This is a genomic window from Croceicoccus sp. BE223 (assembly GCF_031457155.1).
GTDB lineage: Bacteria > Pseudomonadota > Alphaproteobacteria > Sphingomonadales > Sphingomonadaceae > Croceicoccus.
Genome location: NZ_JAVDWB010000002.1, coordinates 227,048 through 242,881 on the forward strand (window position 1 = coordinate 227,048; position 15,834 = coordinate 242,881).

The following is a 15,834-nucleotide window of genomic DNA, read 5'->3' on the forward strand; positions in this document are numbered from 1 at the left end:
GCGCCGGCTCAGTGCCCGCAGGCCAGCGCCGCGACGACATCCTCCAGCCGTGCGGGATCGCCCAGCGCGATGACATGACCATCGCTTTTGGCGTGGAGCGGTTCGCCGTTCCAGTCGGCCATCGTGCCCCCGGCCCCTTCGACCACCGGAATTAGCGCGGCGAAATCGTGCAGCTTCAGGCCCGCTTCGCACACCACGTCGAGTTGCCCGCTCGCCAGCATGGCGTAGTTGTAGCAGTCGCCGCCCATGACCATGCGCTTGTGATCGGTCTTTGCGGCAAGCGCCATGAAATGCTCGCCCTGGTGATCGTCGAAGTAATGCGGGCCGGTCGTGGCCAACGTAGCGTCGGCCAGTTCGCGGCAGGGGCGCGTGCGGATTTCGCGCCCGTTGAACAGCGTGGGCATGCCCATCGCGCCGATCCACCGCTCGCCGCTCACCGGCTGGTCGATCACGCCCAGCACCGGCCAGCCGTCGACCATCAGCGCGATGAGCGTGCCGAAGATCGCCCGCCCGGCCAGGAAGCCCGCGGTGCCGTCGATGGGATCGAGCACCCATTGCCGGCTCGCGCCTTCGCGCTCGGCGCCGAACTCCTCGCCGATCATGCCGTCGCCCGGCCGCTCGGTGCCGAGGATGGCGCGCATCGCCTTTTCCGCCTCGCGGTCGGCGATGGTGACCGGGGTGGCATCGCCCTTGCGCCCGGAATCGAGCGGCGTGCGGAAATAGGGGCGGATCGCCGCACCCGCCGCGTCGGCAAGGCGCGCAGCAAGAGCGATGTCGTCGGTCAGGTTCATGGCCCTGCCCTCGCGCCCGGACTCGTTCGGGTCAAGCGCAATCAGCAGGACGTCAGGGCGCTGCCGGCGCGGTCCCGTCGCGCGGCACCAGGATTCGTTCGGGCTGATCCTTCACGTGGACCCGAAACGCGATGGCCCGCGCCCCGTCCGGGCCACCGATCGGTTCGTGAATGGCGCGCGGCGGAATGACGAAGCTCTCGCCCGCCTTGTAGAGCCGGTCGGGCTTGCCCTCCTCGACGTGGATGGCGCTGCCCTCGATCAGGTAGAGGAATTCCTCGCCCGGATGATAATGGCGGGGCACCTGCGAGCCTGCCGGGATGATGACGTCGGACACAATGACCTCGAGATCGGGCGCGGCGGTGATCGGCGCCCGCATCATCTCGTTCGATCCCGGCGGCAGCGCATGGCCCGGCGCACCATCGTGCGCAGACACAGGCGCGGCCACGGCTAGCATCACCGGCAGCAAACACTTCGACATCGCAATCCCTCCGGTTGTCCCGGGCGGAAAGCTACGCTTAATCGAACAGCGAGGAAACCGAGCTTTCGTCGGCGATGCGGCGGATGGCCTCGCCGATCAGGGTCGCGATCGAAAGGACGCGGATCTTGTCCGATTCCTTCGCGGCCTCGGTCGGCATGATCGTGTCGGTGATGACCAGTTCGGTCAGCGCCGAGTTCGTCACCTTGGCCACCGCGCCGCCCGAAAGGACGCCGTGGGTGATATAGGCGACGACCGACTTGGCGCCCTGGTCCAGCAGCGCCTGCGCTGCGTTGCACAGGGTGCCGCCCGAATCGATGATGTCGTCGATCAGGATGCAGTGGCGATCCTTCACTTCGCCGATGATGTTCATCACTTCCGATTCGCCGGGACGGTCGCGGCGCTTGTCGACGATGGCGAGCGGCGCGTTGTCGAGCCGCTTGGCCAGCGCGCGGGCGCGGACCACGCCGCCGACGTCGGGCGACACCACCATCAGCGACTGGTCGCCGTAACGGGCCTGAATGTCGGCAGCCATCGCGGGCGCCGCGTAGAGGTTGTCGGTCGGGATGTCGAAGAAGCCCTGGATCTGCCCGGCGTGGAGGTCCACCGCCAGAACGCGATCGGCCCCGGCGCGGGTGATGATGTCGGCGACCAGCTTGGCGCTGATCGGCGTGCGCGGGCCGGGCTTCCGGTCCTGCCGGGCATAGCCGAAATAGGGGACGACGGCGGTGATCCGCTTGGCCGACGCGCGCTTCAGCGCATCGATGCAGATCAGCAGTTCCATCAGGTTGTCGTTGGCCGGATAGCTGGTCGACTGGATGACGAAGACGTCCTCGCCGCGCACGTTCTCGTGGATCTCGACGAAGATCTCCTCGTCCGCGAAACGCCGGACGCTGGCGTCGGTCAGCGAGGTTTCCAGATAGCCCGCCACTGCGCGCGCCAGCGGCAGGTTGGCGTTGCCCGACATGATCTTCATCGCGTCACTCCCGTTGTGCCCCATGGGCGCAGATGCGGTCCGGGGTCCGATTCCCCGATGGCTGCGGCCTTAGCGGCGAGTCTCGCGATTGCAACACGGCCCATCGCGTTTGGGCGCATTATTTACCCCTCGCTGCCGCCTTCTCGCCAGTCGATCAGTTCGCGGACGAACCTGCTCTTCTCCTCGCGATAGGCATCCATGTCGCCGCCATCGTGCCGCCGTTTCAGCGCGTTGTAGGCGTCGACCGCTGCCGGATCGGCACGAAGCGCGCGGTGGAATTCGAGGAAAAAATCGTAGGCGCTGCCGAATGCCGTCAACTGGATGCCCAGCGGCGGATCGCGGTCGTCGTCCTCGAACGAGGCGAAGTCGGCAGTGCGGACGGTGCCGACGTTGCGGTCGAACCGCGCGGCCAGCGCGCGCTCCGCCGCGTCGAAATCGGCGGCGGGCAGGCGCACGTTGACGTCGAGATCGCCCTTGGTCAGGCAGCCCGGTATCGAAGTTGCGCCGACATGGTGGAATTCGGCCCCGGCGGGCAGCGCCGCGCGCAGGCCGGGGACCAGGTCGGCGAAGGCCGCATCGGCCCGGCGGCGGGCGCGGTCGGCGTCGGCAGCGAGGAGGAACCGCTCGCCCATCGTGCCGGCCCCGCCGCTTGCCGGTCACTCAGGCTTGTGATGCTCGCCGCGAATCCAGCGCACGGTGCCGGACGAGGCGCGCATGACGACGCTGTCGGTCGTCATCTTGCCGCCCTTCAGGTGCTTCACGCCCGCCAGCAGCGAACCGTCGGTCACGCCGGTCGCGGCGAAGATGCAGTCGCCCTTGGCCAGATCGGTCAGGTCGTAGATCCGGTCGAGGTCCTCGATCCCCCACTTGCGGGCGCGCGCACGCTCGTCGTCGTTGCGGAACAGCAGGCGCCCCTGGAACTGGCCACCGACGCAGCGCAGCGCCGCGCAGGCAAGGACGCCCTCGGGCGCGCCGCCCGACCCCATGTAGATGTCGATGGTGGTTTCCGGGTTGGTCGTGGCGATCACGCCCGCGACGTCGCCATCGGGGATCAGCACGATGCCGCAGCCCAGCGCGCGCAGTTCGGCGATCATCTCGGCATGGCGCGGCCGGTCCAGCACGCAGGCGATGATCTGGTCGGGTCGCACGCCCTTGGCGGCGGCGACGGCCTTCACGTTCTCGGTCGGCGACTTGCGCAGATCGATGGTGCCCTTGGGGTAGCCCGGGCCGATCGCGATCTTGTCCATGTAGACGTCGGGCGCGTTGAGCAGGCAGCCCTCCTCGGCGGCGGCCAGCACAGCAAGCGCGTTGGGCCCGGCCTTGGCGGTGATCGTCGTGCCCTCCAGCGGATCGAGCGCGATGTCGATCTTCGGCCCCTTGCCCGGCGCGCCGCCGACCTTTTCGCCGATGTAGAGCATCGGCGCCTCGTCGCGCTCGCCCTCGCCGATGACGACGGTGCCGTCCATGTAGAGGTTGTCGAAGGCCTTGCGCATCGCCTCGACGGCGGCGGCGTCGGCGGCCTTCTCGTCGCCGCGTCCGATGAGGTGCGAAGCGGCGATGGCCGCCGCTTCGGTCACGCGGACCATTTCGAGGACGAGAACGCGGTCGAGTACGTCGCTGGCATTGGGCACTGGCAATCTCCCCCTCGGGATGAAAATGGCTCCGTCGCTCGTGACGATGCGAACGGGCGTGAAGTGGTGACGGTCGCTAGGCGATCATTGTTTCAGGATGTGCATGACCAGCGGCGGCTCGGTCAGGCTGTCGGACCCGGCGAGCAGGTCGAGCGCCCTGTCGACGCAGCCCTCCTCGCCCTCGTGCGTGACCATGGCGACCATGACCGGCCCGCCGGCATCGCCGCCCTTCTGGATCAGGCTCTCGATCGAGACGCCGCCGTCGCGCATCGCGGCGGTAAGCTCGGCCAGGACGCCCGGACGGTCGGCGACCATGAAGCGCAGGTAGGCCTTGCCCACCCTGTCGCCGGGTGCGGCGGGGACGGTGGCGTCGAGCTCGGCCACGGGGATCGAGAACGGCGGGTCGATCTCGTTCTCGCTCTCCCACAGGCGGGCGATGTCGATGATGTCGGCGACCACCGCGCTGGCGGTCGGCCCGTCGCCCGCGCCAGCCCCCTGGAACAGCAGGCGGCCGGAAAAATTGCCCTCGGCAACGACGGCATTTGTTGCGCCGTCAACATGGGCCAGCGGGTGATCGCGGGGCACGAGATAGGGGTGGACCCGCTGGAACAGACGCTTGGCACCGTCTTCGGTGCCCTCGGTCCGCGCCATGCCGATCAGCCGGATGACGTAACCCAGCGAATCGGCCTGCGCGATGTCGGCGGCGAGCACGCGACGGATGCCGGTGGCGCTCACGGCGGAAAAGTCGAGCTGCGTGCCGAAGGCGATGGAGGCGAGGATCGACAGCTTGTGCGCGGCATCGATGCCGTCGATGTCGAAAGTCGGGTCCGCCTCGGCGTAGCCCTTGGCCTGCGCCTCTGCCAGAACGTCGGCGAAGTCGCGGCCGGTGTCTTCCATGGTCGAGAGGATGTAGTTGCAGGTGCCGTTCAGGATGCCGTAGACCCGCTCGATCTCGTTCGCGGCGGCGCCTTCGCGCAGCCCCTTGATGACCGGGATGCCCCCCGCGACCGCCGCCTCGAACCGCACCGGCACGCCCGCCGCCTCGGCACTGCGAGCCAGACCAAGGCCGTGGTGCGCGATCATCGCCTTGTTCGCGGTGACGAACGCCTTGCTCCCCGCGATCGCCTTGCGCGCGAGCGTCAGCGCCGGGCCGTCCGACCCGCCGACCAGTTCCACCACCACGTCTACGTCGTCGCGGGCGGGCAGCGCGGTCATGTCGTCTTCCCAGGCATAAGGGGAAAGATCGACACCGCGATCCTTGTTCCGCTCGCGAGCGCTGACGGCGACGATTCGCAAGGGCCGCCCGCAGCGGCGTTCGATCAGCGCGGCGTTGGTCTCGATGAGGCGAATGACGCCCGCACCGACCGTGCCGAGACCGGCCAGCGCCAGTCGCAAGGGTTGCTTGGGCGGATGTGCGTTCGCGTCGCTCACGTGGTAAGGCCTCTTTGCTGCGTCGCGCCGCCGTTAGGCGACACGCGCGCGAAAGGCCAGAGGCTATGACCCGGCACAGGCGACGTCGATGTCAGCATGCCGTAACGGCAGTTCGTCAGAACACGCGCTGCCGTCCGCAGGGACCGAGCTGCTGCATCACCAGCGCATAGTCGCGCGCCGCCGCCTGCCGCAGGCCGGGATCGCTTGCCGTCTGCGCGGATGCGGGCAGCCTTGCCGGAAGCGTGCAGGCCAGGCGATACCAGGCCAGCGTGCCGGGTTGCGGCGCACCCGCGCCGGCGTCGACCAGTTCGCCGAACGACAGGCCCCACTGCACCGGCGCATTGGGCGATCGCAGCACCGCGATCGTCGCCGGATCGCCGCTTGCGGTCTTCAGGAAGATCTGCGTCTCGCCCTCACCGGCGAGGGTTCCGGGGGTGTGGTGGATATCGCGCACGCCGGTCACGACCGGTGCCGAATTGGCCGCCACGATTTCCCGGAGGAGGGACCGCAACCGGGCCTCGCCCGCCTGCTCGAGCGGAACCTGCGCGTCGGGCGCGACCAGCTGAAGCTCGCCCGGACGACCCGCGACCGGCTGCGCGAACAGCACCATCGTCTGCTTCTTCAGCCGGGGCAGCTTGCCATCGACCAGCTTGACGTCGGCGAGGTATCGGACCTTGGCGCCGATCGTCGGGCCCGACAGCAGCGTCTTCGTATCCGCCTCGACATAGGCGCGCGCATAGCCGTCGCGCACCGGACCCGTGCGGGCCGGGTCGACCTTCGACGCCTTGGCAACCGTGACCACGACGACCATCGGCGCGGCGGTCGCCAGGTCGGCCAGGTCGGCAAACGGCATCAAGCTACTCGATTCGACAACGGGCACCTGCGCCTGCGCCGCTGCGGGGGTCAGCACTGTCGAAAAGATCAGGGTGGCGAGAACGGGGGCGAGCGTGGTCTTGATCATGATATGTCGGATTCCGTTCGACTGGTCGTGTGATGGCGGGAAGGCCGGCCTGCCCCCTTGGCCAAGGGGGCAAAGCGCGCACCGGCCGCCTGTTTCGGCATGGCCATGATAGCGCAAGATCGCGTGAATCCGCGCTTAATCATAAAGGAATTGCACGGCGCTGCCATCCTCGCTAACAATCCCGAAAAAAGGGGCTGGGCAAGACCTGGCCGATCTCGAGTGCGTGTTCAACGGTTTCGGACAAGGTCGATCCAATCGACAGGCGGGACCGGCAGCATGCACCCCGGAAACTTCCGGCAGGGTGGAAAAAATGGGGCGTTCGACCGGGCGGGTGACCGTCGGGTTGTGCGTTAGTCGGGTGCGCGCATGGCAATCCCTTGTAAGTTTTTTGGAGTGATCCGTCTGAATGGCCTATGCTGACCAACAGATGAGCGGGAGCAAGCTCACCGCTATTATCATCGTTGCGCTGATCCATATCGTGGTCGGCTACGCTCTCGTCACCGGGCTTGCCTACGAGGCGATCCAGAAGGTGAAGGAGACCGTGACCGCGGTAAACATCGAGGAACCGCCGCCACCGCCGCCGCCGCCGCCGCCGCCGCCCGAGGACATGCCGGACCTGCCGCCGCCGCCCGTGGCGCCGCCGCCGGCGATTTCGATCGAACGGCCCGCTCCGCAGATCGAGACGGTTCGCGTCGCGCCTCCGCCGGCACCGATCGTGCTGCAGGTGCCGCCCCCGGCCGTTGCCCCGCCGCCGGCCCCGCCCAAGGTGTCCCGCGCCCGCGGTGTCGCGCCTGACGGCCAGAGCCGCTGGGCCGCCCGCATCCAGGAAAACTACCCGAGCCGCGCGCTGCGCAACGAGGAAGAGGGCCGCGTCGGCGTTCGCGTCACCATCGGCCCCGACGGCAAGGTTAGCGCCTGTTCGGTGACCAGCTCGAGCGGCTCGTCCTCGCTCGACGAAGGTGCCTGCGACGGTATGCGCCGCTACGCCAAGTTCAAGCCCGCGCTCGACGACGACGGCAACCCGACCTCGGCGAGCTGGAGCACAACCATCGTCTACAAGCTGAGCTGATTTCAGGCCGGGCCCCGCGCCCGGCCGGTTCCCTCTTGAAACCAACAAACCTGTTTGACTGAAGGATATCCCGTAATGCTCATCGAAATCATGGCCGCGGCCGCCGAAGCGGCTCCGCAGAACAAGTTCGGCTTCAAGGAAGCTCTCGAACAGGGCGGCTTCATCGCCTACGCGACCGTCATCATCCTCGGCGTCATGTCGTTCGGTTCGTTCTACATCCTCTTCACCAAGTGGTTCGAACAGAACAAGATCCTTCGTCAGGGCCGCGAGGTCCGCACCACCTTCTGGCGCGCCAACTCGCTGCGCGAAGGCGCCACTAAGCTCGAGAAGAACTCGGCCTATCGCCAGATCGTCGATGACGGCATCGCCGCCGAAGAGCAGCACGCCAAGATGACCGACAGCCTCGAGGCCCACGACTGGCTGCACGGCTCGCTGGCCCGTTCGGAAGCCTCGATCAACGCCCGCCTCGCCGGCGGCCTGCCCTTCCTCGCCACCGTCGGCGCGACCGCGCCGTTCATCGGCCTGTTCGGTACCGTCGTCGGCATCTACCGCGCGCTGATCGCCATCGGCATCGCCGGTTCGGCCTCGATCGACAAGGTCGCCGGCCCGGTCGGTGAAGCGCTGATCATGACCGCGCTCGGCCTGCTCGTCGCCGTTCCGGCCGTGCTTGCCTACAACTACCTGCAGGCGCGCAACAAGCGCATTGCCGAGCAGCTGGTCGGCTTCTCGACGGACGTTCTGGCCAACATCAACTCGGGCGGCGCGGTGAAGCCCGTCGTGGTTGCGGCTCCGGCCAAGACCGCTCCGGCGACCACCGCCGCTCCGGTCAAGAAGTAAGCGTACGCGATTGGGGCGCGATGCCGAACGGCATCGCGCCCCTCTCTTCCGCCAAGGCGGCAGGGAGCCTTCCAGGCTACGGTGGTCCGGCCGACGGACCGAGTACGAGATAGGATGAGATAATGGCGATATCTGCGGGACCCGGTGGCGCTGAGACGCCGATGTCCGACATCAACACCACGCCGCTCGTCGACGTGATGCTGGTGCTGCTGATCATCTTCCTGATCGCGGTTCCCGTCGCGATCCAGTCGATCGAACAGCTCAAGGTGCCGATCCTCGTGTCCGAGGAATCGAAGGACAAGGTCGAGAACCTGTCGATCTCCGTCACGGCGACCGACGCCAACGGGGTCAGCCCCGGCCAGCCCGGTTACCAAGGTGCGGCGCGGAACGGCGAATGCCGGGTCTACATCAATGCGACCCCGGTCGATTCGGCCGAGCTGAACAAGAAGGCGTTCGACCGCCTGGACCAGATCATCAAGCGCGAGGGCGGCATCGAAGCGTTGGCCGATGATCCGGACAAGATCCCGCAGGTCCACATCCGCGGCGACGTCAACGCCCCGTGGAAGTGCGTTGCTGGCACGATCTACCAGGTCCAGACCGCCGGCTTCCCGACCGTGGGCTTCATTTCGAACCCCGTCGACCCCAACGGCTGACGGCCGCAACGACTAGTTAAAGGAGACATTCCATGGCAATGTCAGGCGGTTCAGACGACGGCTCGCCGATGATGGAAATGAACACGACGCCGCTCATCGACGTCATGCTCTGTATGCTCATCATCTTCATTCTCTCGATCCCGGTGGCGACCCACGCGGTCAACATCGACCTGCCGGCTCCCAGCTCGGTGCCGCAGAACGTCGTTCTCAATCCGATTAAGAACAAGGTCGTGATCACCCAGAGCGACGTCATCCTGTGGAATGGCACGCCGGTGAACCAGAACCAGTTCGTCGCGACGCTGCAGCAGGCGGTGGCGATGCAGCCGGAACCGGAACTGCAGTTCCAGCCGGAAGAGTTCGCGAGCTACGAGACTTCGGCCAATGTGCTGAAGATCATCAAGGGTTCGGGCGCTACCAAGTTCGGCTTCGTCGGGAACGAACAGTACCGCGACTTCGCCGCGGCTCCCAAGGACGTCAACGCGACCACGACGGTTCCGTAAGCGTTCGCGAAAGTGCAACGGATGGGGCGGGCCGAAAGGCTCGCCCCTTTTCGTTTGGGTCAGCGCGGACAAAATTTTCAGCGACCTGCCCGTCGACGATCAGACCGCGCTATCGTCGGGGCGCATCGCAAACCCTCCCAATGTCTCGGCTTCCAGAAGCAGTTCGTCATCCGCCCTTCCCGCCGGCATCGTTTCCCTGCCGATCACGACCATGACCGGCACGGCAAGCGGGCTGACCCGCTCGAGCCGCACATGGACCATTTCGGCCGCCGCACGATCGAGCACGCCGGCGAGCCTCCCGATGTCCGTCATGCGCGTCTGGGCCTCGGCCCAAGCCGCCTCGATCAGGACATGGTCGGGTTCGTATTTCTTGAGCACGTCATAAATGAGGTCGGTGGAGAAGGTCACCTGCTTGCCGGTCTTCCGCTTCCCCGGCTGCTGCCGCTCGACCAAACCGCCGATCACCGCGGCCTCGCGAAAGGCGCGGCGCAGGAGATGCGATTCTTGCACCCACTCGACAAATTCGTGCGCGAGGATGTCGGGTGACAGGATCGAGACCGGGTCCTCGATCGGCTTGAGGCCCCACACCGCGAGCGAGTAGTCGTTGGCGACGAAGCCGAGCGGAGAGAGCCCGCGCTCCTCCATCCGCCGGGTGACCAGCATTCCCAGCGACTGGTTCGCGTTCCACCCCTCGAAAGTGTAGAACACGCTGTACTCGCGCTTGGCGTGGGGAAAGCTTTCGACAAGGAGCTGGTTCGGGCCGGGCAGCCGGCTTCGCCAGTCCTGCACCTCCAGCCATTCGCGCACATCGTCGGGGAATCGCGCCCAGCCGGGCCGATCGACCAGCATCGCGCGTACCCTGTCCGCCAGATGGGTGGTCAGCGGCATGCGCGCGCCCCCATAGCTCGGGATCATCGCCGACTTCTTGCTGCCGCGGACGATGACTTCGCTTTCCTTGAGGCTCTCCACCTCGAGGCTGATCCCGGCGAACTGGAACGTGTCACCGGGCCTTAGAGCGGCCGCGAATCGCTCCTCCACCTTGCCCAGCGAGCGACCGTTGCGGAACCGCACGGTCAGCATCTCTCCGTCGATGATGATGCCCGCATTGAGCCTGTGCCGGGCCGCCTGTTCCGGATGCGTCAATCGCCAGACGAAGCCGCCGGTGCCATCGGCCTCGCGCGTGATGCGCTTGAACCGGTCATAGGCGCGCAAGGCATATCCGCCGTCGGCGACGAAGTTGACGACACGCTCGAACGCCGCTTCATCGACCCAGGCATAGGCCCAGGACGACCGGATTTCGCGCAGGAGATCGTCTTCCCGGAAGGGCGCGGCGCAAGCGCAGCCCATCACGTGCTGGGCCAGAACGTCGAGGCTGCCGGGGCGGAAATCCTCGCCGTCGCGCACGCCCTCCTCTACCGCATCCTTGGCGGCCTGCGCCTCCAGGAACTCGAAACGGTTGCCGGGGACGAGGATCGCGCGGCTCGACTGGTCGAGCCTGTGGTTGGCGCGGCCGATGCGCTGAAGCAGCCGCGACGAACCCTTGGGCGCACCCATCTGGACGACGCAATCGATGTCCCCCCAGTCGACTCCCAGGTCGAGGCTCGCGGTCGCGACAAGCGCGCGCAATTCGCCGCGAGCCATCGCTCCTTCGACTTTTCTTCGGGCCTCTACCGACAGCGATCCGTGATGGATGCCGATGGGGAGCGTGTCGTCGTTCACGTCCCACAGCAGCTGGAAGATATATTCGGCCAGGAACCGCGTGTTGGTGAAGATAAGCGTCGTGCGATTGCGGCGTATCTCCTCGTAGAGCTGCGGCACGGCCCAGGCAGCGGCATGGCCGCCCCACGGCACCCGTTCCTCGATGGGGAGGAGGATCTCGATTTCGGGCGGCGCGCCCGGCTCGCCGATGACGTGCGCGACGGTGTCGATATCCCCCCACGGGGCCAGCCATTCGCGATAGAGCTCCGGATCGGCGACAGTGGCCGAAAGCCCGATGCGGCGCATGTCCGGCGCAATGGCCGTCAGACGGGCGAGCGAAAGGGTAAGAAGATCGCCGCGCTTGCCGGTGGCAAAGGCGTGGACCTCGTCGATGACGACGCGCTGCAACCCGGCGAACATGGCGAAGCTCTCGGGGTAGGACAGCAGCAGCGAGAGCGATTCCGGCGTCGTCAGGAGCACGTGCGGCGGCCTGGCGCGTTGCCGTGCCTTTTTCTGCGAAGGGGTGTCGCCGGTGCGGCTCTCGACGCGGATCGGCAGGCCCATCTCGTCGATCGGCGTGGTGAGGTTGCGCTGAACGTCGGTCGCCAGCGCCTTCAGCGGCGAAACGTAAAGCGTATGAAGACCTTCGGGCGGCGGCGCTCCGGCAAGGCGTTCGGGCGTGAACGCCGCGAGCGTCGGCAGGAACCCGGCCAGCGTTTTTCCCGCACCGGTATCGGCCGTCAGCAGCGCGCTCTGCCCGGCGTCATCGGCTGCCAGCATCTCCGCCTGATGACGGCGGACACTCCAGCCCCGCGCGTCGAACCAGTGCTGAAGTGTGCCGGGGATCGCCATGGTTCGCTTGTAACGAACGAAACACGACGATGGATACGGGGTGCGAGCGATGGGCAAAAAAAGACCCGGCAGGAAAGACCGGCCGGGTCGTATTAGTTTGGGAGAGGATGCCTGAAAGGCCTGATCTTTGTGCACCGCAGCACGATTCGTTGCAACTGCGAAAGGCGCAAGTGAGCATGCGTTTTTTGCAAGAGTGTCAGTAGGTCAGTTCACGGCCTTGGTCGAAAGGCGTCCAATACAAGATTAAATCCAAATTGATCAGTCGTTTAGAGGAGGAAAAATGCCGCCTCGCGCCCCGAGATGACACCGGGCGCAGAAGTAGACCAAACCACCACGCACACCGATTTTTGCATTTGCGATGCAAACGTCTGCAAGAATCAGTGCCCTGCCTGCGGTCCGCGTTCCAGGCCGGATTGCGCCAACTGCGAATCGATCTGCTCCATCAGCCGATCCAGCCCCGCCTGCGAATCGCTCTCGGCGCGGGCGACAAGCACGTCCTGGGTGTTGGAGGCGCGCAACAGCCACCAGCCGTCCTCGCCCGTGACGCGCACGCCATCGGTGGCGTCGACCCGGTCCTCGCTGCCTTCGAGCCGCGCCTTCACTTCGTCGATCACCGCGAACTTGCGGCTCTCGTCGACCTGGAACCGCAATTCGGGCGTGTTGATCATCGCCGGCATCGCGCCGCGCAGTTCGGTCACCGACCGGCCCAGCCGCGCGCTCGCCACCAGGAGCCGGACCCCGGCATAGAGCGCGTCGTCGTAGCCATAGTACTCGTGCGCGAAAAAGACGTGGCCGCTCATCTCGCCGGCCAGCGGCGCACCCGTTTCCTTCATCTTGGACTTAATCAGCGAGTGGCCGGTCTTCCACATCATCGGCTGGCCGCCATTGGCCGCAACGCTGTCGAACAGCGCCCGGCTGGCCTTCACGTCCGCTATGATGGTGGCACCGGGGACGATCTTCAGCAGGTCCTCGGCGTAGATCATCAGCAGCTGGTCGCCCCAGATGACCCGTCCTTCGCCGTCGATCGCGCCGATCCTGTCGCCGTCCCCGTCGAAAGCCAGTCCGAAGTCGAGGTTCTTCTCCGCGACAAGGGCACGCAAGTCGGCGAGGTTCTTCTCCTCGGTAGGATCTGGATGATGATTAGGAAAATTCCCGTCGACCTCGGTGAAGAGGGTGAAATGCTCCCCTGGCAGCTGGGCGACCAGCGCTTCGATGGCCGGCCCCGCCGCGCCGTTCCCCGCGTCCCAACCGATCCGAAGAGCGGACAGCCGATCACGCCCTTCGGGCCCGAGATCGACGATCGGACGCAACAGCCGCTTGACGTATTCGTCCAAGATGTCGCGGCGCTCGACAGTGCCCGACCCGTCGAGCCAGTCACCCGCGTCCGCCATTTCGCCGAGCTTCAGGATGTCGGCGCCAAAAAACGGTCGCCCCTGAAATACCATCTTGAAGCCATTGTAATTGGGGGGATTGTGGCTGCCAGTTATCTGAACGCCGCCATGCACATCTTCGGCTGACGCTTCTGCATAATAGAGCATGGGCGTGGGGCCAAGGCCAACCTTCACCACGTCGCAGCCGCTCGCGGTCAGCCCTTCGCACAGGGCATGTTCGAGCATCGGCGAACTGATGCGGCCATCGTAGCCGATCGCCACCTTCTTGCCGCCGGCGCGGCGCAGCAGCGTCGCGAAGCCGCGGCCAATGGCGCGCGCATCGTCCGGCCCCAGCGTTTCGCCGATGATCCCGCGGATGTCGTATTCGCGAAGGATGGTGGGATGGAAGCTGTGCGTCATGAAGGGCCTTTCGCTTGGAAGACATGCTGTGAAAGACGGGCACACCGGCGCGATCGCCGGAGCGGCCAAAGGATTGCATTCCTTTAGGCGTTTTTCGAGCGCGTTTGTTCCAAGAGAATGTCGCGCGCCGCGTCGATTTCGTGGACGCGCTGTTCTGATCCGCCGCGGTCGGGGTGCGCCTCCAGCATGGCGCGGCGGTGCGCGGCGTTAATCTCCGCCTCGTCCGCAAAGCGCGACACGCCGAGCAGGACCCGCGCCTGCGCCTCTTTCTGGGCACGCTCGGACTTCGCCCAGGCCTGCCAGGGCCATGAACCGAACAGCAGGCGGAAGCCGATCCCCAGCAGAACCGCGAGGATGACGAGCTTGATCATGCGGCCTGTGCCTTGCCGGCGCCGGCCTCTCCCGCCTCCTCGCGATCGTCGGCGCTTTTCCGAGGCTCGAACGGCGGCAGGTTCAGCCCCTTGACGAGGTTGCGCAGTTCCTGCCGCGCAACCAGATGGCTGGTGCCCAGATCGCCAAGGTGCCCCTTGTCGAGCAGGGTCAGGCCCGACGGGAACAGTTCGCGATAGATGACGCGTTCGGACAGGCCCGCCGCGCTGCGAAAGCCGACCCGCCGCGACAGTTCGGCCAGCGCCTCGTCGATGCGACGCATGTTGCGCGCCTCGATATGCTGGACGCGGTTGCGCAGCACGATCCAGTCCATCTCGCGCCGGCCTTCCTTCACCGTGGCGAGGCCCCGCTTCTTGCGCGCCTCCCAGATCAGTTCGGCATAGAACGAGAGCTTCTTGACCTTGAACGTCTCGGCATCGACCTGGCCGATGAGGTCGAAGTCGACGAAACTGTCGTTGAGCGGGGTGACCAGCGTGTCGGCCTGCGTCGCGACGTGGCGAGCATACTTGTCGTCGCGGCCGGGCGTGTCGAAGACGAGGAAATCGAGCCCGTCGCTGATCTCGGCGACCATCTCGTCCAGCGCCTCCACGCTCGGCCCGCCGAAGACGCCGACGGCGGCGCCGGGCAGTTCGATGCCGCGACGCTTCTCGGTCTCCAGCCGGTTCTCGAAATATCGGTAGAAGGTGCGCTGGCGCGGATCGAGGTCGATCGCGCCGACCCGCGCGCCCTGATAGGCCAGCGCGACCGCGACGTGGACCGCGGTGGTCGACTTGCCGGTGCCGCCCTTTTCGTTGGCGAACACGATTTTGTGGGGGCCGGAAGATTGGCTCATCGTCGATCCTGTCAGGAGCCGACCCCCTTGCGGGGGTGGGCGCGCTCATGCATTCCGGCGCTGGTTTACCGGAAGGGTCGAGAGACATGCAAACAATCCGCGCGCTCAATCCACTACGGCAAGCGTGTGCCCACTTCCGGGCCGGGGCCGGGCCGGGCGCGAAACTGGCGCTCGTGCCGACGATGGGCGCGCTCCACGACGGGCACCTGACGCTGGTGCGCCGTGCCAGGGAACTGGCCGAGGTGGTGGCCGTCTCGATCTTCGTGAACCCGAAGCAGTTCGGCCCGAACGAGGACCTCGACGCCTATCCCCGCCAGATGGAACGCGATAGCGCGGCGCTGGTGGCCGAAGGTGTCGACCTGCTGTGGGCGCCCGATGTCGCCGCGATGTACCCGGACGGTTTCGCCACCAACATCAGCGTCGAGGGGGTCAGCGACGGCCTGTGCGGCGCGGCGCGGCCAGGTCATTTCGACGGGGTTGCGACGGTGGTGTGCAAGTTGTTCAACCAGGTCGCGCCCGATATCGCGCTGTTCGGCGAAAAAGACTGGCAGCAACTGGCCGTCATACGCCGCATGGCGCGCGATCTCGACCTGACCGCCCCGCATGCCGACGACATCATCGGCGTGCCGACCGTGCGCGAGGCGGACGGGCTCGCCCGTTCCTCGCGCAATGCCTACCTGTCGGCAGAGCAGCGCGCCGCCGCAGCCGTGCTGCCGGCCGCGATGCGCCGCGCGATCGAGGCGATGCTCGGCGGCGCAAATACCTCCGCCGCCCTTGCCGAACTGAGGGAGGCGCTGCTGTCCGGCGGCTTTGCCAGCGTCGATTACGCCGAGCTGCGCGATGCCGGGTCAATCGCGCCGCTCGATGCACCCAACGGGCAGGCGCGGCTTTTTGTCGCCGCACGGATCGGCGGAACGCGGCTCATCGACAACATGCCGGTCGCGTAGG

16 protein-coding genes are annotated in these 15,834 nt (G+C 66.6%); 5 read left to right on the plus strand and 11 right to left on the minus strand.

Annotation, left to right across the window (positions count from 1 at the left end):
* Positions 1–8: 8 nt before the first annotated feature.
* The 7 genes from J2X37_RS05100 to J2X37_RS05130 all read right to left on the minus strand — a co-directional run bounded on the left by J2X37_RS05100 (position 9) and on the right by J2X37_RS05130 (position 6,265).
* The gene (locus J2X37_RS05100) at positions 9–791 is read right to left on the minus strand and encodes an inositol monophosphatase family protein (protein ID WP_310018516.1); all 783 of its coding nucleotides are present in this window, start codon (positions 789–791) and stop codon (positions 9–11) included.
* A 52-nt stretch (positions 792–843) separates the two neighbouring features.
* Complete coding sequence (locus tag J2X37_RS05105; protein ID WP_310018518.1) at positions 844–1,236, minus strand: cupin domain-containing protein; 393 nt, start codon at positions 1,234–1,236, stop codon at positions 844–846.
* Positions 1,237–1,306: 70 nt separating this feature from the next.
* Positions 1,307–2,242 carry a ribose-phosphate pyrophosphokinase gene (locus J2X37_RS05110; protein WP_310018520.1) on the minus strand — a complete coding sequence of 312 codons (936 nt, stop codon included), beginning with the start codon at positions 2,240–2,242 and terminating at the stop codon, positions 1,307–1,309.
* 122 nt (positions 2,243–2,364) lie between these two features.
* The gene (locus J2X37_RS05115; protein WP_310018523.1) at positions 2,365–2,874 is read right to left on the minus strand and encodes a GrpB family protein; all 510 of its coding nucleotides are present in this window, start codon (positions 2,872–2,874) and stop codon (positions 2,365–2,367) included.
* 24 nt (positions 2,875–2,898) lie between these two features.
* Positions 2,899–3,873 carry a class II fructose-bisphosphatase gene (gene glpX / locus J2X37_RS05120; protein ID WP_310018525.1) on the minus strand — a complete coding sequence of 325 codons (975 nt, stop codon included), beginning with the start codon at positions 3,871–3,873 and terminating at the stop codon, positions 2,899–2,901.
* Between the two features lie 84 nt (positions 3,874–3,957).
* A complete protein-coding gene (locus J2X37_RS05125; RefSeq protein WP_310018527.1) occupies positions 3,958–5,304 on the minus strand; it encodes a homoserine dehydrogenase in 1,347 nt (448 codons plus the stop codon).
* A 115-nt stretch (positions 5,305–5,419) separates the two neighbouring features.
* A complete protein-coding gene (locus J2X37_RS05130) occupies positions 5,420–6,265 on the minus strand; it encodes a hypothetical protein (RefSeq protein ID WP_310018529.1) in 846 nt (281 codons plus the stop codon).
* Between the two features lie 427 nt (positions 6,266–6,692).
* Here J2X37_RS05130 and J2X37_RS05135 point away from each other — a divergent pair, with 427 nt between their 5' ends.
* The 4 genes from J2X37_RS05135 to J2X37_RS05150 all read left to right on the plus strand — a co-directional run bounded on the left by J2X37_RS05135 (position 6,693) and on the right by J2X37_RS05150 (position 9,324).
* Positions 6,693–7,334 carry an energy transducer TonB gene (locus J2X37_RS05135; protein WP_310018531.1) on the plus strand — a complete coding sequence of 214 codons (642 nt, stop codon included), beginning with the start codon at positions 6,693–6,695 and terminating at the stop codon, positions 7,332–7,334.
* A 75-nt stretch (positions 7,335–7,409) separates the two neighbouring features.
* Positions 7,410–8,171, plus strand: coding sequence for a MotA/TolQ/ExbB proton channel family protein (locus J2X37_RS05140; protein WP_310018533.1), 762 nt, complete (start codon positions 7,410–7,412; stop codon positions 8,169–8,171).
* 122 nt (positions 8,172–8,293) lie between these two features.
* Entirely contained in the window at positions 8,294–8,824 is a 531-nt protein-coding gene (locus J2X37_RS05145) for a biopolymer transporter ExbD (protein WP_310018536.1), read from the plus strand.
* Positions 8,825–8,856: 32 nt separating this feature from the next.
* On the plus strand, positions 8,857–9,324 hold the full coding sequence (locus J2X37_RS05150; protein ID WP_310018538.1) for a biopolymer transporter ExbD: 468 nt from the start codon (positions 8,857–8,859) through the stop codon (positions 9,322–9,324).
* 99 nt (positions 9,325–9,423) lie between these two features.
* Here J2X37_RS05150 and J2X37_RS05155 read toward each other — a convergent pair whose 3' ends face one another.
* From J2X37_RS05155 to J2X37_RS05170, 4 genes are all read right to left on the minus strand, one after another.
* Positions 9,424–11,874 (minus strand): ligase-associated DNA damage response DEXH box helicase, encoded by a 2,451-nt coding sequence (locus tag J2X37_RS05155; protein ID WP_310018541.1) that lies wholly within the window; start codon positions 11,872–11,874, stop codon positions 9,424–9,426.
* Positions 11,875–12,251: 377 nt separating this feature from the next.
* Positions 12,252–13,664 (minus strand): phosphoglucomutase/phosphomannomutase PgmG, encoded by a 1,413-nt coding sequence (gene pgmG, locus J2X37_RS05160; RefSeq protein WP_310018543.1) that lies wholly within the window; start codon positions 13,662–13,664, stop codon positions 12,252–12,254.
* An 83-nt stretch (positions 13,665–13,747) separates the two neighbouring features.
* On the minus strand, positions 13,748–14,035 hold the full coding sequence (locus J2X37_RS05165) for a J domain-containing protein (RefSeq protein ID WP_310018545.1): 288 nt from the start codon (positions 14,033–14,035) through the stop codon (positions 13,748–13,750).
* Positions 14,032–14,886, minus strand: coding sequence for a division plane positioning ATPase MipZ (locus J2X37_RS05170; RefSeq protein WP_310018547.1), 855 nt, complete (start codon positions 14,884–14,886; stop codon positions 14,032–14,034). Before J2X37_RS05170 ends, J2X37_RS05165 begins: the two co-directional genes overlap by 4 nt.
* Positions 14,887–14,972: 86 nt before the next feature.
* Between J2X37_RS05170 and panC the strand changes: the two genes are divergently transcribed.
* Positions 14,973–15,833 (plus strand): pantoate--beta-alanine ligase, encoded by an 861-nt coding sequence (gene panC / locus J2X37_RS05175; protein WP_310018550.1) that lies wholly within the window; start codon positions 14,973–14,975, stop codon positions 15,831–15,833.
* The last annotated feature ends 1 nt before the right edge of the window (position 15,834 follow it).

Bases quoted from the DNA above. Each gene is read 5' to 3' on its own strand.
- J2X37_RS05100 (WP_310018516.1), bottom strand. From the start codon at position 791: ATGAACCTGACCGACGACATCGCTCTTGCTGCGCGCCTTGCCGACGCG.
- J2X37_RS05110 (WP_310018520.1), bottom strand. From the start codon at position 2,242: ATGAAGATCATGTCGGGCAACGCCAACCTGCCGCTGGCGCGCGCAGTG.
- J2X37_RS05115 (WP_310018523.1), bottom strand. From the start codon at position 2,874: ATGGGCGAGCGGTTCCTCCTCGCTGCCGACGCCGACCGCGCCCGCCGC.
- J2X37_RS05130 (WP_310018529.1), bottom strand. From the start codon at position 6,265: ATGATCAAGACCACGCTCGCCCCCGTTCTCGCCACCCTGATCTTTTCG.
- J2X37_RS05135 (WP_310018531.1), top strand. From the start codon at position 6,693: ATGAGCGGGAGCAAGCTCACCGCTATTATCATCGTTGCGCTGATCCAT.
- J2X37_RS05140 (WP_310018533.1), top strand. From the start codon at position 7,410: ATGCTCATCGAAATCATGGCCGCGGCCGCCGAAGCGGCTCCGCAGAAC.
- J2X37_RS05145 (WP_310018536.1), top strand. From the start codon at position 8,294: ATGGCGATATCTGCGGGACCCGGTGGCGCTGAGACGCCGATGTCCGAC.
- J2X37_RS05150 (WP_310018538.1), top strand. From the start codon at position 8,857: ATGGCAATGTCAGGCGGTTCAGACGACGGCTCGCCGATGATGGAAATG.
- J2X37_RS05155 (WP_310018541.1), bottom strand. From the start codon at position 11,874: ATGGCGATCCCCGGCACACTTCAGCACTGGTTCGACGCGCGGGGCTGG.
- pgmG (WP_310018543.1), bottom strand. From the start codon at position 13,664: ATGACGCACAGCTTCCATCCCACCATCCTTCGCGAATACGACATCCGC.
- J2X37_RS05165 (WP_310018545.1), bottom strand. From the start codon at position 14,035: ATGATCAAGCTCGTCATCCTCGCGGTTCTGCTGGGGATCGGCTTCCGC.
- J2X37_RS05170 (WP_310018547.1), bottom strand. From the start codon at position 14,886: ATGAGCCAATCTTCCGGCCCCCACAAAATCGTGTTCGCCAACGAAAAG.
- panC (WP_310018550.1), top strand. From the start codon at position 14,973: ATGCAAACAATCCGCGCGCTCAATCCACTACGGCAAGCGTGTGCCCAC.